This window comes from Sediminibacterium sp., assembly GCF_019264485.1.
Taxonomy (GTDB): domain Bacteria; phylum Bacteroidota; class Bacteroidia; order Chitinophagales; family Chitinophagaceae; genus Sediminibacterium.
In genome coordinates this window covers 1-25,432 of record NZ_JAHVAA010000002.1, presented here as the reverse complement: position 1 = coordinate 25,432, position 25,432 = coordinate 1, and the positions used below count along the sequence as shown (strand labels likewise).

Annotated in this window: 19 protein-coding genes; 12 read left to right on the top strand and 7 right to left on the bottom strand. The window is 40.5% G+C overall.

Going from position 1 to position 25,432, the window contains the following annotated elements; all coding sequences use genetic code 11:
* Window positions 1-76: 76 nt before the first annotated feature.
* On the bottom strand, window positions 77-1,276 hold the full coding sequence (locus tag KXJ59_RS00400; protein ID WP_295199914.1) for a DUF4407 domain-containing protein: 1,200 nt from the start codon (window positions 1,274-1,276) through the stop codon (window positions 77-79).
* 196 nt (window positions 1,277-1,472) lie between these two features.
* Here KXJ59_RS00400 and yidC point away from each other — a divergent pair, with 196 nt between their 5' ends.
* Together yidC and KXJ59_RS00390 are read left to right on the top strand one after the other, a co-directional pair.
* On the top strand, window positions 1,473-3,320 hold the full coding sequence (yidC, locus tag KXJ59_RS00395; RefSeq protein WP_295199912.1) for a membrane protein insertase YidC: 1,848 nt from the start codon (window positions 1,473-1,475) through the stop codon (window positions 3,318-3,320).
* 101 nt (window positions 3,321-3,421) lie between these two features.
* Window positions 3,422-4,054 (top strand): hypothetical protein, encoded by a 633-nt coding sequence (locus tag KXJ59_RS00390; RefSeq protein WP_295199911.1) that lies wholly within the window; start codon window positions 3,422-3,424, stop codon window positions 4,052-4,054.
* A 50-nt stretch (window positions 4,055-4,104) separates the two neighbouring features.
* Here KXJ59_RS00390 and KXJ59_RS00385 read toward each other — a convergent pair whose 3' ends face one another.
* Window positions 4,105-4,461 (bottom strand): hypothetical protein, encoded by a 357-nt coding sequence (locus tag KXJ59_RS00385; protein ID WP_295199909.1) that lies wholly within the window; start codon window positions 4,459-4,461, stop codon window positions 4,105-4,107.
* Window positions 4,462-4,595: 134 nt separating this feature from the next.
* Here KXJ59_RS00385 and KXJ59_RS00380 point away from each other — a divergent pair, with 134 nt between their 5' ends.
* From KXJ59_RS00380 to aroE, 3 genes are all read left to right on the top strand, one after another.
* Window positions 4,596-6,017, top strand: coding sequence for a tetratricopeptide repeat protein (locus KXJ59_RS00380; RefSeq protein ID WP_295199907.1), 1,422 nt, complete (start codon window positions 4,596-4,598; stop codon window positions 6,015-6,017).
* Window positions 6,018-6,104: 87 nt separating this feature from the next.
* Window positions 6,105-6,869, top strand: coding sequence for a phosphosulfolactate synthase (locus KXJ59_RS00375; RefSeq protein ID WP_295199905.1), 765 nt, complete (start codon window positions 6,105-6,107; stop codon window positions 6,867-6,869).
* Between the two features lies 1 nt (window position 6,870).
* Window positions 6,871-7,608, top strand: coding sequence for a shikimate dehydrogenase (gene aroE, locus KXJ59_RS00370; RefSeq protein WP_295199903.1), 738 nt, complete (start codon window positions 6,871-6,873; stop codon window positions 7,606-7,608).
* Between the two features lie 44 nt (window positions 7,609-7,652).
* Here the strand turns inward: aroE and KXJ59_RS00365 are convergent, their stop codons facing one another.
* The 4 genes from KXJ59_RS00365 to KXJ59_RS00350 are packed head-to-tail and all read right to left on the bottom strand — an operon-like array spanning window position 7,653 to window position 11,896.
* A complete protein-coding gene (locus KXJ59_RS00365; protein WP_295199901.1) occupies window positions 7,653-10,337 on the bottom strand; it encodes a glycoside hydrolase family 3 protein in 2,685 nt (894 codons plus the stop codon).
* Between the two features lie 11 nt (window positions 10,338-10,348).
* Window positions 10,349-10,783: a thioesterase family protein gene (locus tag KXJ59_RS00360; protein ID WP_295199899.1), complete on the bottom strand. Its 435-nt coding sequence runs from the start codon at window positions 10,781-10,783 to the stop codon at window positions 10,349-10,351.
* Complete coding sequence (gene rdgB / locus KXJ59_RS00355) at window positions 10,770-11,369, bottom strand: RdgB/HAM1 family non-canonical purine NTP pyrophosphatase (RefSeq protein WP_295199897.1); 600 nt, start codon at window positions 11,367-11,369, stop codon at window positions 10,770-10,772. The genes KXJ59_RS00360 and rdgB overlap by 14 nt, the downstream gene beginning before the upstream one ends.
* The gene (locus KXJ59_RS00350) at window positions 11,366-11,896 is read right to left on the bottom strand and encodes a hypothetical protein (RefSeq protein ID WP_295199895.1); all 531 of its coding nucleotides are present in this window, start codon (window positions 11,894-11,896) and stop codon (window positions 11,366-11,368) included. The genes rdgB and KXJ59_RS00350 overlap by 4 nt, the downstream gene beginning before the upstream one ends.
* A gap of 66 nt (window positions 11,897-11,962) precedes the next feature.
* Between KXJ59_RS00350 and KXJ59_RS00345 the strand changes: the two genes are divergently transcribed.
* Window positions 11,963-13,027 (top strand): branched-chain amino acid aminotransferase, encoded by a 1,065-nt coding sequence (locus KXJ59_RS00345; RefSeq protein WP_295199893.1) that lies wholly within the window; start codon window positions 11,963-11,965, stop codon window positions 13,025-13,027.
* Between the two features lie 50 nt (window positions 13,028-13,077).
* On the opposite strand, the gene KXJ59_RS00340 is transcribed toward KXJ59_RS00345, so the two are convergent.
* Entirely contained in the window at window positions 13,078-18,147 is a 5,070-nt protein-coding gene (locus KXJ59_RS00340; protein WP_295199892.1) for a T9SS type A sorting domain-containing protein, read from the bottom strand.
* Between the two features lie 269 nt (window positions 18,148-18,416).
* Between KXJ59_RS00340 and rpsL the strand changes: the two genes are divergently transcribed.
* The 6 genes from rpsL to KXJ59_RS00310 form a co-directional block, all read left to right on the top strand.
* Entirely contained in the window at window positions 18,417-18,797 is a 381-nt protein-coding gene (gene rpsL / locus KXJ59_RS00335; protein ID WP_026767866.1) for a 30S ribosomal protein S12, read from the top strand.
* A 36-nt stretch (window positions 18,798-18,833) separates the two neighbouring features.
* A complete protein-coding gene (rpsG, locus tag KXJ59_RS00330) occupies window positions 18,834-19,301 on the top strand; it encodes a 30S ribosomal protein S7 (protein ID WP_295199890.1) in 468 nt (155 codons plus the stop codon).
* 527 nt (window positions 19,302-19,828) lie between these two features.
* Entirely contained in the window at window positions 19,829-20,296 is a 468-nt protein-coding gene (locus KXJ59_RS00325) for a hypothetical protein (RefSeq protein WP_295199888.1), read from the top strand.
* A gap of 22 nt (window positions 20,297-20,318) precedes the next feature.
* Complete coding sequence (locus KXJ59_RS00320) at window positions 20,319-20,801, top strand: T9SS type A sorting domain-containing protein (protein ID WP_295199887.1); 483 nt, start codon at window positions 20,319-20,321, stop codon at window positions 20,799-20,801.
* Window positions 20,802-21,014: 213 nt separating this feature from the next.
* The gene (locus KXJ59_RS00315) at window positions 21,015-21,857 is read left to right on the top strand and encodes a hypothetical protein (RefSeq protein ID WP_295199886.1); all 843 of its coding nucleotides are present in this window, start codon (window positions 21,015-21,017) and stop codon (window positions 21,855-21,857) included.
* A 9-nt stretch (window positions 21,858-21,866) separates the two neighbouring features.
* A partial coding sequence (locus tag KXJ59_RS00310) for an S-layer family protein (protein WP_295199884.1) occupies window positions 21,867-25,432 on the top strand: 3,566 nt, incomplete at its 3' end.

Genomic DNA, 25,432 nt, shown 5'->3' with positions numbered 1-25,432 from the left:
CAGAGAAATGTCCAATGTCGAAATGAATTCTCTCCTTCGACATTGGACATTTCTCTGTTCCTCTGTTCATCATTCCCTATTCTTCCTGTTTCACCAGCATATCTCTTTTCATATCTTTCCATGTTTGATCGAGTGAACTGGCCCGTTCATTTTTCCATTCTGCCACTGCTTCTTTCATATTTTGTTTGCGTGCTGCATCTGCTTCGGTCAAAGCATCTTTGATGAATTGGCTATCCTGTTCAAAGGCAGACTGGTTGTGTAATTCTTTTAATGCCAGTTCCCGTTCATGATTTTTTAGGGTGAGTTCTTTTTCAAGTGCTTCACGTAATCGTACTTTTTCGTCGTAGCTACCATCGGGAAGTAATGTTTTAGCAATTACCGGCATTAATTCAATCAGCATTAAAATAGCCACCAGTAAATAATACCTGAAAGCAACAGAAGTATTATTACTTACCAGGTTATTCAATGCTTCAATGCGGGTAATAAAACCATTGTTGAGTAATGCTTCAAAATTTGCCTGCTCCAGTTGTATATTTTTTTCCAGGGCTACCAGTTGGCTGTCTATCCGGTTGATCTGTGGCTGCGACTGGCTTTCAAGGGTTTTGTAGTTCGCATCCAGTTGCTGGTATTCTCTTTGTTTGGCTGCAGCAATATCTTTCAGCCCAATTTTTCTGCTCCCGCCTGTACCATCTGTTTCACTGATAAATCCGTCGCGGGCAGCGCTTACTTCGGTATATCTGTTATTGAGTTGTAGCTGTAGTGCAGTTTTTTGGTCTGTCAGCTCTTTTTTAGCAGATGCATATACCGAATCCTGACTGACTCTTTTTTCTTTCTTTCGCTGTTCATTGTCTATAGACACCTGCACTTTTATTTCCTTATCAAAAAGATATAACAATGCAGGCTGAGCCATAAACAAACCAATGGTTAATGCCAGTATGGTACGAAACAAAAGAGGAATAAATTTCTTTTTATTGCTCCTTGAAATGCCTTTAATCAGGGCCCTGTCTATGGATAGTATAATTCCTCCCATAAAAATACCCAGGAGAATAGCCGCTATAAGGGAGCCGGTAACAGTAGAAAAAAAATAGGTCCAGGCCAGTGTGGCAAAGAGCCAGGTGCCCATTACGGTCATGCCAACGATAGCATAACGGTTCCGGTCGATTACACAGGTTTTAAGCAGCTCTTTTTCAGCTGTAGCCAGCCACCAAAAAAACTCCTGCCATCGGGTAGGGGCATTGGTATCACTCTCGGAAAGGGTTTGTGTTTTTTCCAGCATACAAAGGGTTTGAATCGTAAAATGAGTAGAAGTCGGGAATCCCTGTTTGTGGTTGAGTTGAGAGAGGTTATAAAGAAACGACCATTTTGTCGTTTTTGTAATATTTTGGGCCTTTTTGTGTCTATTTTAACGCGGGGAAACTTAGCGCACTAATCTTCCCCGCAAATATTACCTTTGCCCCTCAATAAAAATTAGTATGAAGACGGACAAGAATACGGTCATTGGCTTTGTTTTACTGGGTGTTTTGTTCTTTTTGTATTTCTGGTACAGTAATAAGCAGCAATCTGCTATTCTGGAGATCAAGAAAAAGCAGGAAGATTCACTCGCCCTTGTGAATGCCGCAAAACGCCCGGTAGTAGATAGTGCCACTATGCAGTTGGATTCGTTGAAAAGAGATTCTGCAAGCAGAGCGGCATTGGCCGGTGATTTTACTACTGCAGCTATTGGTGCAGAATCGTTGGTGAGTGTAGAGAATAAACTGATGAAAGTTACTTTCACCAATAAAGGTGGTCAGGTAAAATCAGTGGAACTGAAAAACTATACGAAACCAGATAGCAGTGCCGTATTACTTTCTGATAAGGCAAACCTGGGATATACGATTAATACTGGTGCTAACCAGTCGGCTAATACAACAGATTTATTCTTTACTGCCGCTGAGCCAGTAAAGAAAGCAGATGGATCGCAAGTGGTTATTTTTACATTATCAGCAAGTAACGGACAGCAGGTGGTGCATCAGTATACTATTCTTCCGGAAGCATATATGATCGACTGGAATGTATCGTTAACAGGTGCAGATAAATTGCTGAGCCAGGGTTTGCTGAATATGAAGTGGAATATTGAAACTTCTCAACTGGAACGTTCTGCTGAATATGAGCGTCAGATGTCGAATATCTGCTTCTCAGAAAACAATGAATTCGATTATATTTCTGCCAATAACGAAAAGAAATTTGAAGAGTCTGTTCAGTGGGTAAGTGTGGTACAGCAGTTTTTTAACAGCACCGTTATTGCAAAGAACGGTTTTACCACTGGTCAGGTAAACTGGCAGCGTAAGACAGACTCAACCAATTCACTGGCAACAACAGAAACCAATTTGCAGATGAAATTGCCGGTTGCAGCATCTGTAACGGCTCCATTTCAATTGTATTATGGTCCGAGCGATTATGAAATACTGAAAAAGCAGGCGCCCGAAATGGATCGTATTGTGAACCTGGGAAGGGATATGTATTCTTTTGTGCGCCCCATCAACAAATACATTATCATGCCGGTATTCGATTTCTTTGCCGGTTTTGTAACCAATTTCGGATGGGTGGTTTTATTACTGACATTATTTATCCGTCTCGTTACATCTCCACTTACCTATAGCAGTTATTTGAGTGGTGCTAAAATGAAAGCATTAAGACCTGAACTGGATATTCTAAAAGGAAAATTTGGCGACGATAAACAGGGTTTTGCCATGGAGCAGATGAAATTGTTCCGCGAAGCAGGTGTGAACCCATTGGGTGGTTGTATACCGGCATTATTACAGATCCCTATCTTCTTTGCATTGTATAGTTTCTTTAATGCCAATATCTCCTTGCGTGGCCAGTCGTTCTTATGGAGCGATGACTTGTCGTCTTATGATGTAATTGCAACGTTACCATTCTCCATTCCATTGGGTTTTGGAGATCATATCAGCTTGTTTACCATCACCGCTGTGGTAACCAGTTTCCTGATCTCTATCTATAATATGAGCATGACCCCAACACAGGATAACCCTATGTTGAAGTATATGCCTTATATCTTCCCATTCATGTTATTGTTTATCTTCAACAGGCTCCCATCGGCGTTAACCTGGTATTATACTGTATCGAATCTTGTGACTTTAGGACTGCAGTTCGTAATTCAGAATTATATCATCAATCACGACCAGATTCTGGCTAAAATTGATGAGAAAAGAAAAGCACCGAAAAAGAAAAGCAAATGGCAGGAGCGTTATGAACAAATGATGGAAAGTCAGAAAAAATTACAGGACCTGAAGGATAAAAACCAGAAGCGTAATAAGTAATTGCTTTGTTAAATGATAATTTTATTCAAGCCCCGCACCTGTTGCGGGGCTTTTTTACTAACATTGGCACGGAATTGTATTAGTTTACCTAAACAGGTTGTATGAAAAAGTTAATGATACTCACCACACTGATGCTGTTCTTTATATCGGTTTTTGCACAGCAAAGGGTGGTGGCTGAATGTACTGTTGCCTATAACATTACACTCGATGATAATAGTGTAGACGCAGGTACTGCCGCTACATTGAAAGCTACTACCAAAACAGTATATATAAAAGGGGTAAACAGCAGGACAGATCTTACCAGTCCTTCTTTTTCGCAGTCTGTCATTTATAATAAGAACACTGCTACGGCCACTATTCTCCGTAGTATCGGAGCCAATAAGTTTATGACGAAGCTGGATCAGTCTAAATGGATATCGGAGCATGCCCGTTATTCAAATATGAAACTGATAAAAAGCGATGAAACAAAAACTATATTGGGTTATGAGTGTAAAAAACTGGTGCTTGAACTTACAGATGGTACTACGCTTAACGTATTCTATGCCGCCAATATAGCGCCATCAGTAAAAGAGTTTGAATACCAGTTTAAAGATGTGCCGGGGTTTGTATTGGAATATGAGGCAACAGAAACGGAGGGGCGAAAAATAAAATATACGGCCGCACAGATTAATTTTAATCCGGTAGCAGCTTCAAGATTTGATATACCCACAAGCGGATACAGAATACTTAATTAAGGATACAAGGAAGAAGAGATTCAAGGTACAAGAAAACAAGAAAGGTGAAATTAACGCTGTGCGGGAGCAGGCGTTTTAAACTTGGGAACTTTTACTTTGAACTTATAAGGATATACATAAGAAGTATTTCCGTTATTGTAGCGAAGTAAAGAAGTTACCTCCATACCATTTTTAGTAGACTGCTGGGTTACGGTTTGAGAACCATTTTTCAGGTGCAGTGAGTATTTCAGCGAAGAATAAGAAACCGCTTTGGCTGAAAGATGATGCATGTTTTTCAGGCTGTAAGTGCTTTCTTTTGCTTTTTTCTCCGTGATACCGGTAAACGTAAACGCAGCAAAAGCCAATTGAGCACCCAATACAAATAGGGTAGCTACAGTTAGTTTTCGTATGTGTTTACGGACCGTCATTTGGACAAAGGTAAATATTTATTTAATAAAAAAACAATTCGCACAATATTAACTTAACGTTTAGTTGTAAAAAAAGTTACGGGAAACTTGGAAAAAAGGTTTTTTCAGCCTATTTTAGGTAAACCCATTGAAAGATGAGAGACAATCCGTACCGCGAAGACAGAGAAGCCCTCAAAGAACTCCTCCAACAGTATCAAAATCTGAAACAAGGTCGCCAGCACAGTTTTATTGAAGAAGATGCTTTTGAACGTATTATAGATTATTACGATGAAAAAGATGATATCAATGAAGCACTTGAAGCGGCAGAAACGGGTCTTGAACAGTATCCTTACTCTTCACAATTAATGATCAAGAAGGCTGATCTGTTACTGGCATCCCGTAAATACAAGGAGGCCCTGGACGTGCTTGAAAATGCCGAATTGTTCGATAGTAGCGATATCAACCTATACATATTAAAAACAGATGCATATTTGGCACTCGACCAGCAACCGAAAGCAGTAGCGCTTCTGGAAGCAGCGCTTGGTATGTTTGAGGGGGAGGAAAGGCTTGATTTACTCTTTGAACTGGCGGATGTATATGATGATTACGAGGAGTTTGATAAAGTATTTGATTGCCTGAAGCTGATTCTCGAGGAAGATTCTTCCAACGAGGAGGCTTTGTATAAAATATGTTTCTGGACTGATTTTACGGGTCGTAATGAGGAAAGTATCCGTTTGCACCAGCAGATCATTGAAGACCAGCCATTCAGCGAGTTGGCCTGGTTTAACCTGGCAGCAGCTTATCAGGGGCTTAAACTCTATGAAAAAGCCATTGATGCCTATCAGTATGCTGTAGCCATCGATGAAAAATTTGATTATGCTTACCGCAATATGGGTGATGCCTACCTGCGGTTGCGTAAATACAAAGAAGCCATTGAAGTGCTGGAGAAAGTACTTGAACTCACCCGACCCGAAGATGTGATTTATGAAGCCATTGGTCATTGCTATCACCGCATGGGTAATTATGCACAGGCACGTTTTCATTATAAAAAAGCGGTGCACCTGAATCCCGACGACAGTAAACTTCATTACAAGATAGCAGTTACCTATATGCTCGAAGAGCAGTGGGCCAGTGCGGTAAAGCAACTGGACAATGCCATGCGCATTCATCGTTCCATACCGGAATATAACCTGGCCATGGGTGAATGCAAAATGAACCTTCACCAGTATAAAGATGCTATTCAGTATTTTGGAACGGTTGTGCGGCATAAAACCAGGAACGTGGCGGGCTGGGAGGCTTTAATACGCTGCCTGATTAAAGCCGGATTTCATGAAGAAGCAGTTGAACAATGTCTGGCAGCATTAAAAGCAACAGACGGCAAACCTGTATTTCTGTTTTACCAGAGTGCCATGCTTTTTGTAATGGGAAAATCAAAGGAGGCATTACTGAAGCTGGAAGAAGCCATGGAAAAAGCACCAAGACTGGTAAAAAAATTTATTGAAATCAACCCTTCTATTCTCCAGAATAACCAGGTAGTAGATATTGTGGCTCGTTACAAAAAAGGGAAAAAAATATAAACAAATCCATCCTTTACCCATATTCATGAAAAGGCAGCCCGCAAAATGCGCTGATTAACTTATTTTTGCGTGCGTAAAACAACCTACATGAATTTTAACCTTTCTCAGATTCCCGACAGAACTCAACAGCCTCGTACTTCCGGATTAACAATGATAATGGACAAAGGACTCAGCATTAATGAAGTCCATAATTTCATGAGTGTGGGTGGCCCCCATGTAGATATTGTAAAATTTGGTTTTGGTACCTCATTTGTTACGCCTAACCTGCGTCAGAAAATTGAAGCATACCAGTCATACAATGTTCCTATTTATTTTGGTGGAACTTTATTTGAAGCCTTCCTCATTCGTAACCAGTTCGAAGATTATATCAATGTGTGTAAAGACTATGGCATCAATTATATGGAAGTGAGTGATGGCTCAATCAGCATACCCCATGCTGAAAAATGCGGATATATTGAGAAACTGACCAAGCATGGTACAGTATTAAGTGAAGTGGGTAGTAAAGATGCTGCACATATTATTCCTCCCTATAAATGGATTGAACTGATGCGGGCTGAACTGGAAGCAGGTTCATCCTATGTTATTGCCGAAGCCCGTGAAGCAGGTAATGTGGGTATCTATCGCGGAAGTGGTGAAGTACGCGAAGGACTGGTACAGGAAATCCTGACACAGATACCTGAAGAAAAAATTATCTGGGAAGCCCCGCAGAAAGCGCAACAATTGTACTTCCTTGAACTGATTGGTTGTAATGTGAACCTTGGAAATATTGCACCGCACGAGATACTGGCTCTTGAAGCCATGCGTATTGGTTTGCGTGGTGATACTTTTGAGCTTTACCTTAATAAACCATAAGATGAAACGCTACGGCCTCATCGGTTATCCACTCAGTCATTCCTTTTCGCAACGGTATTTCACAGAAAAATTTGCAAAAGAATCAATTGAGGGTGTGGTATATGAGAATTATTCAATTGCGCAGATTGATCAGTTAAAAAATATTCTCGAACAACAGCATGATCTATGTGGTTTCAATGTAACCATTCCTTACAAAAAGGAGGTATTGGCATTTTTGTCATCAGCTTCTCCCGTTGTAGAGGAAATGGGTGCCTGTAATTGTGTGAAAATAGAAAATGGCAGACTTGTTGGGCATAATACCGATGTAGTAGGCTTTGAACAGTCTTTGCTGCCTTACCTGAAAGCACATCATCAACGTGCCTTGGTATTGGGAACCGGTGGAGCAGCTGCTGCAGTGGCATATGTATTCAGGCAAAGAGAAATTCCATTTCAGTATGTATCAAGAACAAAGTCGGCTACATCATTAGCTTATGATGATCTCGATGAAGACCTAATGAGAAACCATACACTTGTCATCAATACCACACCATTGGGTATGTCGCCTTTAGTTGATCAATATCCTCCTATTCCATTTCAATGGATCAACGAGCAGCATCACTGTTTCGACCTTATTTATAATCCAGCTGAAACATTGTTTCTGCAAAAAGCAAAAGCCACTGGTGCCAGCATACAAAATGGGGCCGAAATGCTGGTAATACAGGCAGAAGAGAGCTGGCGTATCTGGAACGAAAGGGAATGATGAATATCGAATATCCAATTTTGAATTTCGAAGTTGAATATTAATTATTGAATAATAAGGGTTCCTTTGAGTTTAATGTCTCTTGATGATGAACCAATCATCAACCTGAAATCGCCCGGTTCGATTACTTTATTCATATCTGTATCAAATAAAGAAAGATGTTCAGGTAATATTTTAAAACTTATTTTCCTGCTTTCACCTGCTTTCAGGTGAATACGTTCAAAGCCTTTTAACTGCATCACGGGTTGGGAAACAGATGATAATAAATCCCTGATATACAACTGCACTACTTCATCCCCATCTCTTATACCTGTATTTGTTACAGTAAGATTGATCAATGTGCTGTCTCCTTTTTTCAAAACGGGCTTATCAATCACAAGATCAGAGAACTGAAAACTGGTATAGCTTAACCCAAATCCAAAAGGAAAGAGGGGAAGACCCGTGAGGTTATTATAATCATCCCCACGTCCTGTAGGGGCGTGGTTATAAACCAATGGTAGCTGTGCTTCAGACAGCGGGAAGGTGATGGGTAATTTACCCGATGGATTATAATCGCCCGTTAATACACGGGCAACAGCATGACCACCCTGTTCTCCCGGGTACCAGGCTTCTATTATTGCATCAACCTGATCAATCCAGTTGGTCATGGTAACTGCACTACCACCAATTAAAACAACAATTATTTTCTTTCCGGTTTTGGCCAACTCCTGTATGAGTTGTTCCTGTAAGCCCGGTAACTGTAAAGAGGCGCGGTCTCTGAATTCGCCTTCTTCAATACCAGCAACAACAATCACGGCGTCTGTTTCTTTAGCCATTGCCACAGCTTGTTGTATGGAGACATTATGATCGTCTTTTACCCCCAGATCCCATATTAATTGAACATGGGCATTGCCATTGGTTTCTTTAAACTCAATACGTATTGCATAGTCTTTGTCTTTTTGCAATTGAACAGGGACCGTTCTTATATGATAACTCTGTTTTTCCCACTGGTCAATAATAAGCTGATCATTCAGATAAAAGCGAAAACCATCATTCCCTTCTAATCCTATATTAAAGCTTCCACTTTCCGGCGCATGCAGAATACCTGTCCATCGGATGCTGTAGAAATCATTTGGTAATTTTTCATCAGGACCATATAAAGTCCAGTGAAAATCGATGGTTTTATCGGTGCGTTGTAAAACCGGAGTACCAGACAAGTCAATACTTTTATAGTACGATCCTTTCAAACCATTAATTTTTTGATTGCCTTCCGTATATGAAAACACTTTTTCCGGAACTATGGTAAAAGATTTTGTTTGTCTTGGAACACCCTCAGTATACCTGATTTTTGTTTGAGGTAGTAATGATTGAAGTCCTTCCAGAATATTTATTTTTTCATTGCCTGCGCCACTGTATCCACCCAGTCTTGCTTCTTTGGCATCTGCACCTACCAATGTAATGGAACGAATATTTTTTGAAAGAGGCAGTGCATTCTTTCTATTTTGTAATAATACAATTGATTCCAATGCAGCCTGTTTAGCCAGTTCTTGGTGGGTATTTTTATAACTCCTATCTGCAGCCAGTTTTTCATCGACATATGGCTGTTCAAATAAACCCAGTTCAAATTTTGCAGTTAAAACCCTTGAAACTGCATCATTTATTCTTTCCTGTTCTATACTGCCGTCAAGAAATGGCGGAATAAAAAGTTTATAATGATCAATCTGTGTCTGAAAAATTACATCCAGACCATTACTGATAGATTGTTTACCCGCATCAGCATAATCTTTGGCAGTATAATGTAGAACGTTGGCGCCACCTACGGCACTGGCATCAGAAATAACAAAACCTGTAAAACCCCATTGTTTTTTCAGTGTTTCTGTAAGCAGTTTTTTATGAGCAGTGGCCGGACTTCCGTCAACTGCATTATAAGAAGTCATGATTGATCTGGCACCCGCTTTTTGAATGGCTTCAATAAAGGGTGGGTAGTGAATTTCCTGGAACAATCTTTCATTAAAAAATACAGGGTAACTGTCGCGGCCACCATCGCCTACATTGGCAATAAAATGTTTGGGGGTGGTAATGATATTTTTCTGTTCAAATGATTTGATGAATGCTACACCCATTTTAGCACTGAGGAAGGGGTCTTCTCCATAGGTTTCTTCTGTACGCCCCCAACGAACATCTGAAGCAATATTGATAACGGGTGATAATACCTGCCTGATACCTCTCGCTGATGCTTCTTTCGCAATGGCATTCGACACCTGTTCCATCAGATTCGTGTTCCAGGAAGCAGCCAGTCCGATACTCTGAGGGAAAACGGTGGCTCCTTCGCGAACCAATCCATGTAATGCTTCGTCAAAAGGTATGATTGGAATACCCAGTCTGGTTTGTTCTACAAAATACCGTTGAAGGGTATTAATCTTTCTGGCAAGACTCAGTGCATTTTCTCTGGTATTGTATTGCAGTATTTGTTGTGCTGCATTACCATTCAATGATCCGGCACTTACCTGAAAACCAAATAAACCATGTCTGTATTTTTCTTCTTCCCCTTTTTTAATCTCACCGGGAATCATAAACAACTGAAAAAATTTTTCTTCCGCTGTCATCCTCGATAAAAGATCTTTTACCCTTTCTGCTATAGGGAGATTTTTATTTTTATAAGCAGGTAAATCTTGTGCAATACTGTTGATGCCAAAACTGGTGAACGCTGCAAGTACAAGAAAAAAAGAAAAACAGTTTTGTTGCTTCATGGTCCGGTTACTTATTGACTTGTCAATTTTGCTGCTGCTTTTTCAGGGATACTTACTTTTTTTCGGTTTGTATAATCAAAACAGATCATACCCGTTTTGGCTTTAGCGGCCAGTACCCAGCCTTCAGCTGTTTCCATTTCTATTTTATAAAAAAGGTCAAAGCCAAGTTTATCAAGATCGGCGGCTGCTACAGAAATACGTATCCGGTCTCTGTGGGATAGTTCTTTTTTATATTCAAGCGCCACATCAGCCATAATAAGTCCCACACCTTCAAAAGAAAGTTCTTTGTATCCGAAAGAGAGCAGGTATTGCTCACGTGCCTCGTGTATCAATGATAAAAACACGTCATTGCCTACATGGCCACCATAGTTCAGATCGGTGATACGTATTACCAGTTCTGTTGAAAAGTGAAAACTGTCGGGAAGGTTTATTTTAATTCGGTTCATCTGTCAGTTGGTTTAAAAAATCGACCAGTTGTACAATGGCTTTTTTGCGATGGCTGTATTGGTTTTTTTCTTCCATAGTCATTGCTGCAAAGCTTATGGAAGCACCATCAGGTATAAAAACCGGATCATAGCCAAAACCACTGTTACCAGATGCAGTAGTAGTGATAGTTCCTTTGCAAATGCCTTCAAACTGGTATTCTTTATCGTTCCATATCAGCGAAACAACGGTTCTGAATTGCGCTGAGCGGTCAGGTGTATTTTGTAAATGCGATAATAATTTATCGATATTGGCCTGAAAATCTTTTTGTTCTCCTGCATACCTCGCACTTTTTACGCCAGGCTCTCCATTCAATGCCATTACTTCCAGCCCGGTATCTTCACTGAATACATTTTTTCCGGTAAGGCGATGAATGGTAGTAGATTTCTCAGAAGCATTGGCCTCCAGTGTCGGGTGGGGTTCTGGTATATCAATATCAATACCCGCATCCTTTAAAGTAATCACCTGTACCTGATTACCGATAACACTGCTGATTTCATCAACCTTATGTTGGTTATTGGTTGCGAATATGAGGGTTGGTTTGTTCATGATATATTGAACATATTTTTAAGACTAAGCCATAGTTTGCTTTTCTCCAGTTTGGCTTCTCTGGAATCAGCGGTCATCAGGTTAAGTGATGGTGCAAATAAGAAGGAGCATTGATCGTAAGCCTGTACCTGGTAATTGGGTAAGTCGAACGGAAGCTCTAATGAAGCTGGTGGAATATCAAATGCCATCATAAACCTGGGCTGTAGCCATGACTTTAATGCGGAAAAATCAGAAGGGTTATTTAAAAAATTAACAATTGCCACATCCCCCAGGTTAAGCTTGCAGGCGGCAAGTATTGCAGATAGAAATTGCAAAGAATTGTCGTTTAAATACACGGCCTCGGGTTCTTTTACCAGAATACATATATTTTTCCTGTTATCACCCAGAAATTCTGGTTTTACAGGGGTCTCCAACTGCTTTTTTTTGGGTAAATTGCTCTCAATTGTTGATTCACCAATTACCACCAACTGCGACTTGTAAAGGTCGGAGAGCACAAAATCGGGCAGCTGAATGTTGGGAGGGTTCATACAATGTGAAATATTAACAGTTGTTAGTTTTTATTTTTTTCGTTTCTTTGCGCCAAATATAGAACTATGACAGCAGCACTAGACATAAACATCACGAAAGTTGAGACCAGTAAGTTACTCGAAATGACATTGGAAAATATTCCTTTTGGAAAATATTTTACAGATCATATGCTGGAGGCTGATTATGAAAATGGGGAGTGGAAAAATGTAGAAATCAAACCTTACCAGCCATTATTGATGGAACCTTCTGTTGCTGCACTGCATTATGGTCAGGCTATTTTTGAGGGCATTAAAGCATATAAGGATCAGGATGGCAATGTGGCCATATTTCGCCCACAGGATAATTTTAAACGTTTCAATATTTCTGCAGAACGTATGCAGATGCCAACCGTTCCGGAAGAAATTTTTATGGAAGGTATGCGTATGCTGATTGAGATAGATAAGAACTGGGTTCCTTCTATGAAAGACCATTCGTTGTATATCCGTCCTTTTATGTTTTCATCAGATCCGGTGATTGGTGTTAAACCTTCTGAGACTTATAAATTCATGATTATATTAAGTCCCACTGGTCCATATTATACTGCACCCATGAAAATTTATGTGGAAGAGAAGTATACACGTGCGGCTCCGGGTGGAGTAGGGTTCTCTAAAAATGCAGGTAACTATGGTGCAAGTATGTTGGCAACAGCAGAGGCTAAGAAAGCTGGTTACGATCAGGTTCTCTGGACCGATGCATTTGAACATCGCTACCTGCAGGAAGTTGGAACCATGAATGTGTTCTTTATCATTGGAAATACTGCTGTAACCCCTTCACTCGAAGAAGGGACTATTCTGGCAGGTGTTACGAGAGACAGCGCCATGGAAGTGCTGAAAGACATGGGCCTTGAGGTAGTTGAAAAAAAGATCAGTATAGAAGACCTGATGGATGCACACCGTGCCGGAATTTTGTATGAAGTATTTGGAACAGGAACAGCTGCAACAATTTCACTGATCAAAGAACTTCGTTACAAGGATTATGTAATGCATTTCGATACTGATCAATGGAAAATAGCGCCTGAATTAAAAACCAGACTTACAGATATCCGTGAAGGAAGGGCTGCTGATACACACGGCTGGATGTTTAAAGTATAACATGATATCATTTTATAATGAATGGCTCACTTTTTTGTGAGCCATTTTTTTTATAGTTTGATAAATGTTTTTGCTATTACATATTTGCCTGAATGAACTTCTGCTATATAATGACCTTTTAATAAACTGCTAACAGGAATCTGTTGTGTAAATGTCTGTTGTTCTCCCATGTTTTGACTCAGGATTAGCTGCCCCGTTACATTTTTAATCAGTATACGTGTATTTGCTTTTTCTCTTGCTTGTAACGTAATATTCAATATATGTGTGGCAGGTACCGGATAAAGTTGTAGCTCCAATACTTCCTCCGGTGGATCGGGCTTTTGTGGTGAGCGGATGACGAATCTGTTTCTGCCAAAACTTTCAGTGTCTTTTGTTATGGTGAAATGATAAGTTTTGTTGGTATCAATTTTTATTTTGTTTCCTGTATAGGAGTCATATAGTTCAATTTCAATACCCGGCTTTAACCAAACCCGTGAAAATCGGAATATAAATGGTCCGTCAACTTTTGTATGAATACCTAACGGAATATATGTTCGGTTGGTCATCCATCTTGCATCAACAGATAATGGAATAGTGTCTGCACTTAAGGTATACAGATTCGATTCAGGGTTCATGATTTTTTCTGCATCTGCTGCATCATATCTCGTTCTGGCTGAATCAACATCCAGTATCAGTAATTTATCATGAAGTATGCTGTCTTTTATCAACTCTATTTCAAATTGATGAGTATTTTCTATACAGTCTTCCAGTGAATCGGGTATGGGTATAATTTGTTTTGATTGTTCTGAATAAGATAGAAATAATGGCCTGTCTGATATTGTTTTAATGATAAAACCTTCAAAATTCACAATCGTATTATTCGCAGCAAAAGCTTTGGTACGATAGGCTCCATGTGTGGCAAGGCTTGTATCCCATACCCAGTAATAATTTCCGATCCCATCACTCTTTGTAATAAATTTTGAATTGATGGGAGATAGGTATGGATTGCCGGTTAACAAATAATTACTGTCTGCACCATTCGGAAATTCAATTTCGGTATCCCCCGTTATACCGGTACCATTAAAGAATAATGTTATGGGATTTTTGTTCAGGGATGGCTGAGCCGGATTTGATAATGTAATTCCCCTGCCGGCTGGCCATAAAGTATCTTTACCTGTTTCAAAGGATTGCCATTTAAATGACACAGCATTTTTGTTTATGGGTTGTATGCTGTTTATCATGTAAATGCTGTCACTTGCTGAAAAGCCTGATGTAAAAAATACAAAACCCTTGTTCTGTAAAAAATTACTGTCGGGTGAGAGGTGAACAGACAGATTATTTTTAAATGGATGGTGTATGAATAATTCTCTTTGCCTTCCGGCAATATTCCGTGTTGTGGAAACTCGCCCCTTTAAAATGGTACCCGGTGCATTTGGATGATTGGTTGCTTTATTGCTTAGAAAGAGCAGGTCGTTACTATTCAGTATTCCTTTTTGAATGGAGAAATAATCCTGAATAAATAAAGTATCACTAAGTTCCAGTTCAGTGCCAGCAGCAATCAAACCTGCAACTGATTTATTGGTGAAAATACTTGTGTGCAATAACTGTTTCTCTTTTCCTCCAGAAATTATAACTCCCTTACTTACATCAATATTAGCTGAGCCGGATAATGAGCCGGTAAATAAAAGTGAACCAGTGATGCGAAGCAGTTGTGAAGGGTGGATAAATAAGGATTTACAAAATGCACTGTCATTGACCTCAATAAAGTTTCTACTATCAGCTTCAGTAATAAAAACATCTGTCTGCCTGTCAGGCATAGTTCCGCCGCACCAATTACCGCCAATATTCCAGCTATTCGATTGTTGCCCCAACCATAAACCACTTGAGCGTACTTCAATAAGTACATTGTCTGAAGTGTCGCTGCAGGCGCCCGATGATACAATACGTCTGAATGTTTTGCTGCTGTGCATATTCAATGGGTGATATGTTTCTTTATTATAGACCCCCGGTGCTTTTTGAAAGGTTGAATTATCACTGCCTGATTCCCAGATAAATTCATAAATACCATTCCCTCCATTTATTGTTTTACCCTGTAATGGTTGCGCAGAAAAACCTGCGCAAATCATTTGATCAGCTGTAATAGTATTATTGCTGATAGGTGGATTTACCTGAATTTTTATTTTTTGGTTGTTCGTATTCACACCATCAGATACCTGAATGATACATTCATCAAAACCGCTTGTTATAAGGGTTGGCGTATAAGAAATAACTGCAGTTAATTGGTTACCGTTAACCCACTTAGTGCTAAATGGCAGACCTTGTATGCTTCCGTTTAAAGGGGCTGAAAGTATTGTCCAGCTTAATGTTTCGCCTGCTTCGGCGGAGTCAATTTTTAATGCATCACTCAGGGAGGTTTCGCCATTTATACAAACCTGGACTATTGCAATACTGTCTTTAAAAACAGGCAAGATGCCGTCTATGAAAACATTGCTTAAGCTGCCAATGTTTTTTAACACAGGTTCTATCTTGTTTCCACTGCTGTCTGTAATGCCTTCGCTGTTTATCAGCAGATTTGAAATACTGAGTCCATTTTTATCTGATATCCCTTTTTGTACAACCCAGTAAAACCTGAGTGGATTATTGCTGCCTGATAAATATATTGGATGATACAGGGTATTGCCAACTGTTATTTCAAGCTTCGGAAACTGAGTTGTTGTGTGAATGACTGGCGGCTCTGAAACAAATACATTAAAATAAAGAGAATCACCAATGCCATATGTTCTGGCAATGGGTGTTGTTACAGTTGTAATAACAGGTGCAACCGCATCCACTCTAAAATTGCTAAATACGCCTGCATTGGGGATATTATTATTGAGCAGATTGCCCGCTCTATCTGTAATGATAGCGTTATTGAGCGTAATGCTGCTGGCAATACGAATGCCATCCATATCCAATTCATCAGGTTGAATGATGTAACAGAATGTAAAAACGTTTTTTGGGCTGATCTGGTATAAAAATGGATTCCTGATTCTTGTGCCGATAGTAACTGATAAAAGAGGGCTTCCATACAAACTATCCAATATTACAGCTTCGGTAAATTGAACCTGTAATAATAAACTGTCGCCCGATTTCAGCAAGGATTTTGATGGAATAAAAATTCGCTCAATAGCTGGTCTAGTTAAATCAATGGCATCATTGTTCTGTTTTATTATGAATGAAACGATATTATTTTGGTTGCCGGCTTCATCTGATAATACAATAGTTGCTTCGATATCTTCTTCTGCACTGATTTCCTGTCCGCTGTTTTTAATAACACAAAATGCTTTCCAATTGCTGTCATTTAGTTTATGTAATTGTTGCAAAGGATAGCCCTGCAAGTTTCCACTCACCATTCTGATTGGATTTTTTTCTGGCTTTATATCAATAAATACCACAACAGTATCGCCCGGTTTGTAAGGACGGTTTTGTAATTGAACAGTATGTATCTGAGGACCTGTTTTGTCAATTATTGTAGTATTTGCACTGAAAGGTGTATTGATAACCTGTGGCTCGTATAAGTTGTGATGCAGAAAGACAGGAGTGATACTTCCATCTTTATTCCCCGTGTGTATGGTAAGTTGCCAGGATAAATTAATTTCTCTTAGCTCAATTATACGGGCATCAGAAAAAGAGTTTGTAAGAATCTGGAAGTGCTCCGGGCCAATGCCTTCTACTTTTTCTTTGAATTGAATCTGGTATACGATTGTATCCTTATTAGAAATATGCGAGCCGTTTCTTTTAAAACTTACTATGGATGTTGGTGTGAACCATGAAACAACATTGCCATAAGCAATACCCGCCGAGTTTTTGCAATAAGTCCTGAAAAATATTTTTGTTCCTGATGGAAGCTGAAAAATACTTCCATGAAAATTTGTATCAGTACCGGCAATCAGCAAACTGTTTTGATTGATAGCGGGAAATGAATCTAACGCCCAGCAAATTCCTCTTTCCAGAATGGAGTCGCCGCCATTTGATCTGATCGATCCAAATACAGCACAACTGTTATCACTTAATTTTACCAGAGAATCTGTTGAGATAACGGGTAATTCTGCTTTTGTAATAAAATATTCAACAGATCCATAGCTTATGCCTTGTTGGTTTCGAGCTATAAAACGGTAGTAGTATTTTTTTGCAGGTAATAACTGATTAATCTGCGTGCCGACTTTTACATTTCTGGAGCCAGCTGCGATTAAACCGGGAATAATATTTTGCAGAGTTGAGGCCGTCAATAAATTGAACGAGGTATCTATCTCTACGTCAACAGATGTATTTGACAATTGATCATTAACCAAAGCACTTACAGCAACTTTACGCGCGCTGATACTGTCTGTTTTGACCTCGCTGATGACGGGTAAACCGGCTTGTTGAAAAGCTTTAAAGCTAAAATCATCAATAGCCATGGCGTCGTCACTGCCTGTTTCGTCGAAATCAGTCCATTGCAACAAAAGTTCCTGTCCCGGCAGCCAGAAAATAGTATTGATACTATCTTCAATCCAGACTTGATTGGCGGGTTGATGGCCGTTTAAAGTAGTCGCACCCGTACTTGAATGAATGGAGCCGAAATCGAAGCGGCTGTCTTTTATCGAAGTATCGGTTGCGGGTCTAACAGTATCTCCCTGCTGGTATCCGAAGCGCCAGGTATTTTTATTGCCTGACCCTCCTTTTCGCCATTGGGTAGCCAGAAAACGAATTTGGATACGGTTGAGGATTAAACCCGTTTCATTTTTGAGTATGAGTCCAAAACCATACACCCCTGTACCAGAAGCGAGCGACCCAAGCGAGCGGTTCGCATTGCCACTTGCCCCATAGCTGTACACCCCACTTCCGGTTGCAGATCCGGTACTAACAGAAAAATTTGTATTTGGTTGACTTCCATCAATTTGTAAAATATACCAACCCTGTAAACCAGTGGTTGGTACCGGTAATTGGTAGAGTGGGTGGGGGCCCTTACCGGTCAAACTAAAAGTTCCGCTGACAGGCAAACCATTAAAAGACTGTTGAAGGGAGTTGCCAGGCTGCTGGTAGGGAAGAGGCGATAATTGAGCAGGCAGGTAGTGGACAGCCAGCAGCGATAAAATAAATGGGAGTACATATTTTGACATAAGAAGGGCTTATAGCTAAACCTAAGCCCGGAAAAGGGTGAATTCGCCTGATAAAGCCGATTCACGTATTAATTCATCTTATACCGGTGTATTTATACCTGTTTTTGCGAAATTGCAATGATGGAACCTCGTGGTAAAGGCATTAAATCAAGCTAATAAATGCCTCAAAGGGCAAGATTATCCACAGGCTGACGTAAAATTTTTGAAAACTTTTTGAAGTTTCAGATGCAGCCATTACCTTTGCCGTCCGAAATTTTAAACGGTAAAGAATGCCTACAATACAGCAATTAGTTAGAAAAGGTCGCGAAATTATCAGGGCCAAAAGTAAGTCAAGGGCTTTGGATGCTTGTCCGCAGCGTCGCGGCGTGTGTACCAGGGTGTACACTACCACTCCAAAGAAACCGAACTCAGCTCTGCGTAAGGTAGCGAAAGTGCGTCTGACCAATAAGGTAGAAGTTATCGCATATATTCCGGGTGAAGGTCATAATTTACAGGAACACTCAATCGTACTGATCCGTGGTGGTCGTGTGAAAGATCTTCCGGGTGTACGTTACCACATTGTTCGTGGTAGTCTTGATACTGCCGGTGTGAAAGACCGTAAGAAAAGCCGTTCTAAATACGGAACCAAGAAAGAAAAGGCAAAAAAATAACCTATTAATCTGTTAATCAGCTAATTACTATACGTCATGCGTAAAGCACAAGCCAAAAAATTACCCTTAGCACCAGATGGTCGTTTCAATGATAAACTGGTAACCCGTTTCATCAATAACCTGATGTGGCAGGGTAAAAAAAGCACTGCGATCAATATTTTCTATGATGCAGTAGACAAAGTAACCAAGATGACTGGTGAAGATGGTTATGAGACCTGGAAAAGGGCGATTGCCAACGTAACTCCGGCTGTTGAGGTAAGGAGCCGTCGTATTGGTGGTGCTACTTTCCAGATTCCTTCTGAAGTACGTGCAGATCGTAAGATTTCCCTGAGCATGAAATGGCTGATTCGTTATAGCCGTGAGCGTAATGGTCGTACCATGGCCGACAAGCTGGCAAATGAGATTGTTGCTGCGAGCAAAGGTGAAGGTGCCGCTTTCAAAAAGAAAGAAGATACGCACAGAATGGCAGAAGCAAATAAAGCCTTCTCTCACTTCAAAGTATAATTGATATATTTTTTATATAAAAGCCCCTTTCGGGGCTTTTTTTATGGGTATTATAATTCGCTTAAAATAGGCTCGTAGTTAAATTACTACACGTTTATAGTGTTATATTTGCATCACAATATCCAATCCTACTAAGCACCAAGCTTTTAATCCGCGCCCTTGATGTCAACTATGAGTTTAATCCGCTCATAACCCTATCCCTAATCCAGTCCCTGAAAAGCTGTGATTATTTCTATGCGAACGATTGATAATCAATTAGTCGCAAAATATTAAATCCTATTCTCTGAAGACAGCGTTTGTTAAAAACGCCGAATCATGTAAGTCTTGCACTTGCAATAGGTCCAATCCTTTGAAACCAAACCAGTCCAATCCATCCACGACTTTTTGATCTGTCCGGTCTTGCCTGTTCATTCCAATGAACTGCCCCGCACAGAAGACAAACAGCCGTTATCCTCTGTAAGACTGCTTTTTCAGAAAGCAATATTTCTGAAATAAACCAAGCAAACTAATCCGGAAATAAACAAAAGATGAAACTGATTCAAAAAATGCAAGCATTTGTTTTGACAGCCTTATTGGCGTCAGGTGCTTTCTTTTTTACCGGTTGCAGTAAAGATCCTATTGTTCCAAAATCTGAGCAGGAAGTGCTTTTCGATTACCTGACCAGTGAATTGGGGAACAAAAAATGGTTCATTAAAGCCATTTATGTAAATGGGGTATTGCAACCGCTGACCGACGCACAGAAGAAGTATTACAAGACCTACACCAGAACCCAGAGTGCTTTTACCGCTACTTTTTTGGACGATGATGGTAACAGGGGAAATGCTTACCTGCTAAGTGTTATCCAGATAAAAGAGGTGGTTAACAATGGCCCGCTGGGTGCTCTTACAAGAGATTATGTGATTCGTGAATTAAAAGAAAAATCCCTGGACATGGAGATTACCAATCCTCCGGGGTATCCTTCGCAGATTGTGAGAGAAGTGTATTATGCCAATTAAGAAACTAACATATTTCATCATAATGGTTTTGGTGCTTGCCTGTACATCAGGTAAGGCCCAGATGAGTATTAGTTTCCTGAGTTCGAACAGTGGTATTGTTTCAACCCCTTCTGTAAATATCAGTGGTTCAGCTAAATGTCTGTCAATTGGTGGTTCAGCTACCTCTTTGACTATTGCAAACAACGGTACTGGTCTGTTTCAGGCCGCCTGCCAGGAAAAGCCACCGGTAGCAGATACTACACGCTTTTCTTTGTCGTTAAATGTGTATCCAAACCCAACACGTGGTTCAACCATGCTGAAAGCAGCCGGTGATTTTGACCAGAACCTGTTTTGTCAGGTAAAAGTGGTGGCGCTGGATGGAAAAGTGATATTGGGGCAGAATGTAGCCATGAGTAAGATAAAAGCGGGTTACATGATCAATGGAAACGCCTGGGCAGCGGGTGTTTATGTGGTAATTGTGGAGTTTATGAACAAGCGTTATAGCTTACAATTAAGTAAATTATAATCGGCTTGAGGGGAGGAAATCAGGTATTTTTGTTGGGTTATAAGTATAACTTAATCAATACCTTAAAAATAAAAGAGCGACATTGACCTATCCTATGAAAGACCATTTTTTAAAAGTCTTGTCCTCTGAACAACTAAAAGGTTTTTAAAGCCGTATCCTATGGAAAACTTTTAAGTCTGAACTTAATTGTTAACCGTATATAATTAACCGTGTATGAAAAACACAACGATCAAACTGGGAATCCTGTTGCTGTTAGTTTTTCTGACAGAAAGTCTGGTTGCCCAGCCGCCGCCATTTTGGTTTTTACAAAGTGTTGCAAAAGACAACCAGGGTAACCCTGCGCGTAACCGTACCATCCACCTGCGTATTGCTATTTATCAGGCCAGACCAGTTGGAGGGGTTCTTGTTTATGAGGAAGCGCAACAGGTTCAATCAGATAATGATGGTGTTTTTGGTTATATAATGGGCAGAGGGATCCGTTCTACCAACCCTGCTTTAAAAGATAGTTTGAATCAGATTGACTGGGGCAATGGACCTTATTTTGTGAATACAAAAATTGCCATAGCTCCTTCCATACCAGCACCCTGGTGGATAGCGGCTAATAATTTTGTTGATATAGGAACATCTCAAATCATGAGTGTGCCGTATGCCTTGTATGCCGGTAATGCGAGTGTAACGAATGTAAATACAAGTATTAATCCGGGCCCGCCTAATACTTTTTTAACAACAGATAGTTTGGGTAATGTAAACTGGACCCAACCGCAGGCCGCACAGGTTAATGTAACACAGGTAACCAATGTAACTAGTAGCCTGGCATCTGCTCTTGGTGCAGATGCTGAAATTAGACCCAATACCAGTACTGTCATTACACTTGCTGTTCCAAATGCAAAGGCCGGAGATCCTATTTTAATCACAGCATTAGATGATTATATAGATTGGACTGTGTATAGTGCATGGTGCAAAGTAGATGGAATAGTAAATATCCGGTTCGGCAACTTTACGGCTAAGGCTGTGAATGTAAAAGGAAGTCAGTATAAAATAGTAATTGTAAAATAATTTGTATTAGTGAGTATTAGTCAGCGCATAGTGAGGAGAATAGCATCAATTCCAAAAGGATTACTTATCCTGTCGGTGATATTATTATCACTGGTAGTGAAGACTAATGCGCAGACATTTGGTGATAACCTGGGTAACCATATTGCAACGGATACTTTGCGTATGGGTAATAACCTTATTCTTAACGCAAGAGGTTTAGCCATTGGTACATCTGTTATTTTCAACAGACATATTGCCTTGCAGATTGATGGAGTGGATAAGGCATTGCTATTACCACGCATATCCGATACTCTGGCCATTCCTCAGGACAGTGCAGTTAATGGTATGTTGGTGTACAGTGTGGCAGATGAAAAATTCTATGTACGCCAAAGAGGTGTATGGACCAGTTTTGGTAGTGTAAGTGGTACTTCAGGGGTTGCAAGTTTCAACGATTATGTAGGAGCTATTAACATGAAAGGCGATACCAGTGTTACAGTAACTACTGTGAATGGGAACGACTGGGTTGTAGGTGCCAAATATTTGTCGCCTTTGTGGAATGCCAACAGGCTGATGTCAAGACTGATATCAAATACGTTGCCTTCCAATGGTCAGGTCTATGTATTTAATTCAAGTATTAATACCTGGGAACCAAGATCAGTAGGTACACTTACCGCACCAACATTCAATGGATTAAAAACTGATTCGATTGTTACCACATTTGGAGGTGTGCTTCGAAAGATACCATCATCGAGTATACTATTTTTAGAGGATACGGCTGCTCTATTAAGCGGTTATATAAGGGAGAATAGATTTTTAGATTCTCTTGCAGCCATTAGAGCCAGTATGGCACAATTAAAGGTGAATGTAGATACATTGCCTAATCTTGTTGTAACAGGAACCATTACAGGTGGAACTTTTAGTGGAACATTATCATCATCTGCACAGTCAAGTATCACCAATCTGGCGAATATTAATTCAATTACTGCAACCAATGCAAGAATTGCCAATGCCAATATCACTAACCTTACAGGGCTTACCAATCTTAGTGCAACGGGTACTATCCAAGCTGGTACTTTAAGTTCGACGAATGCAACGATCACGAATCTTACAGGCCTGACCAATTTAAGCGTAACAGGTTCCTTGCAGGCTGGAAATGTAAATGCAACAAATATTACGGGAGGAAGTGGTGTATTTGATAATATCACTGTAACGGGTAATATCATCGGTGGTACGATCAGTGCGACGTTAAACCCTGGTACCCAGAATACGATTACAAATCTTGCCAACATACAGAATATCACAGCAAGTGGAACGATTGCAGCAAATGTAATCAGTGCTACTACAGCTAATATTTCAAATCTTACTGGTGTAAATAATTTTAGTGTAACCAACACTATTCAGGCAGGAACAGTAAGTGCTACCAATGCCAATATCAGTAACCTAAGTGGCTTAAGTAATTTAAGTGTAACTGGTACAGCACAGATTGGAACCGTAAGTGCCACAAGTGTAAACAGTGGCTCTGGTACATTTGATAATATCACTGTGACGGGCAATATCATTGGTGGCACGATCAGTGCAACACTGAATGCGGGCACACAAGGGACGATTACGAATCTGGCGAATATCCAGAACATCACATCAAGTGGTACGATTACTACAGCGAGCTTAAGTGCGACGAATGCGAATATTACGAACCTTACGGGATTAAATAATTTAAGTGCAACGGGAACTATACAGGCCGGTACTTTAAGTTCTACTAATGCAACGATTACGAACTTAACAGGTCTGACTAATTTAAGTGTAACGGGCACGGCTCAGATAGGAACGGTAAGTGCCACAAGTGTAAACAGTGGCTCTGGTACCTTTGATAATATCACTGTGACGGGTAATATTATTGGCGGCACGATCAGTGCAACACTCAACGCCGGCACACAAGGCACGATCACGAATCTGGCTAATATCCAGAACATCACATCGAGTGGTACGATTAGTACAGCGAGCTTAAGTGCGACGAATGCGAATATTACGAACCTTACGGGCTTAAATAATTTAAGTGCAACAGGAACTATTCAGGCCGGTACTTTAAGTTCTACTAATGCAACGATTACGAACCTGACAGGTCTGACTAATTTAAGTGTAACGGGCACGGCTCAGATAGGAACGGTAAGTGCCACAAGTGTAAACAGTGGCTCAGGTACCTTTGATAATATCACTGTGACGGGTAATATTATTGGTGGCACGATCAGTGCAACACTGAATGCGGGCACACAAGGGACGATTACGAATCTGGCGAATATCCAGAACATCACATCAAGTGGTACGATTACTACAGCGAGCTTAAGTGCGACGAATGCGAATATTACGAACCTGACGGGATTAAATAATTTAAGTGCAACAGGAACTATCCAGGCTGGTACTTTAAGTGCAACGAATGCAACGATTACGAACCTGACAGGTCTGACTAATTTAAGTGTAACGGGCACGGCTCAGATAGGAACGGTAAGTGCGACAAGTGTAAACAGTGGCTCTGGTACTTTTGATAATATCACGGTGACGGGTAATATTATTGGTGGTACGATCAGTGCAACACTGAATGCGGGCACACAAGGCACGATCACGAACCTGGCAAATATCCAGAACATCACATCAAGTGGTACGATTACTACAGCGAGCTTAAGTGCGACGAATGCGAATATTACGAACCTGACGGGATTAAATAATTTAAGTGCAACAGGAACTATACAGGCCGGTACTTTAAGTTCTACTAATGCAACGATTACGAATCTTACAGGCCTGACTAATTTAAGTGTAACTGGCACAGCTCAGATCGGAACTGTAAGCGCCACAAGTGTAAACAGTGGTTCTGGTACCTTTGATAATATCACGGTGACGGGTAATATTATTGGCGGTACGATCAGCGCAACACTGAACGCCGGCACACAAGGCACAATTACGAATCTGGCTAATATCCAGAACATCACATCGAGTGGTACGATTAGTACAGCGAGCTTAAGTGCGACGAATGCGAATATTACAAACCTTACGGGCTTAACTAATTTAAGTGTAACTGGCATAGCTCAGATCGGAACTGTAAGCGCCACAAGTGTAAACAGTGGTTCTGGTACTTTTGATAATATCACTGTAACGGGTAATATTATTGGCGGCACGATCAGCGCAACACTGAACGCCGGCACACAAGGCACGATTACGAACCTGGCAAATATCCAGAACATCACATCGAGTGGCACGATTACTACAGCGAGCTTAAGTGCGACGAATGCAAATATTACGAACCTTACAGGTCTTACTAATTTAAGTCTGACAGGAACGGTGCAGGCAGGAACGGTGAGTGCAACGAATGCAACGATTACGAACTTAACAGGTCTGACAAACTTAAGTGTAACTGGTACAGCACAGATCGGCACAGTAAGCGCCACAAGTGTAAACAGTGGCTCTGGTACCTTTGATAATATCACGGTGACGGGTAATATTATTGGCGGTACGATCAGTGCAACACTGAATGCGGGTACACAAGGCACGATTACGAATCTGGCTAATATCCAGAACATCACATCAAGTGGCACGATTACTACAGC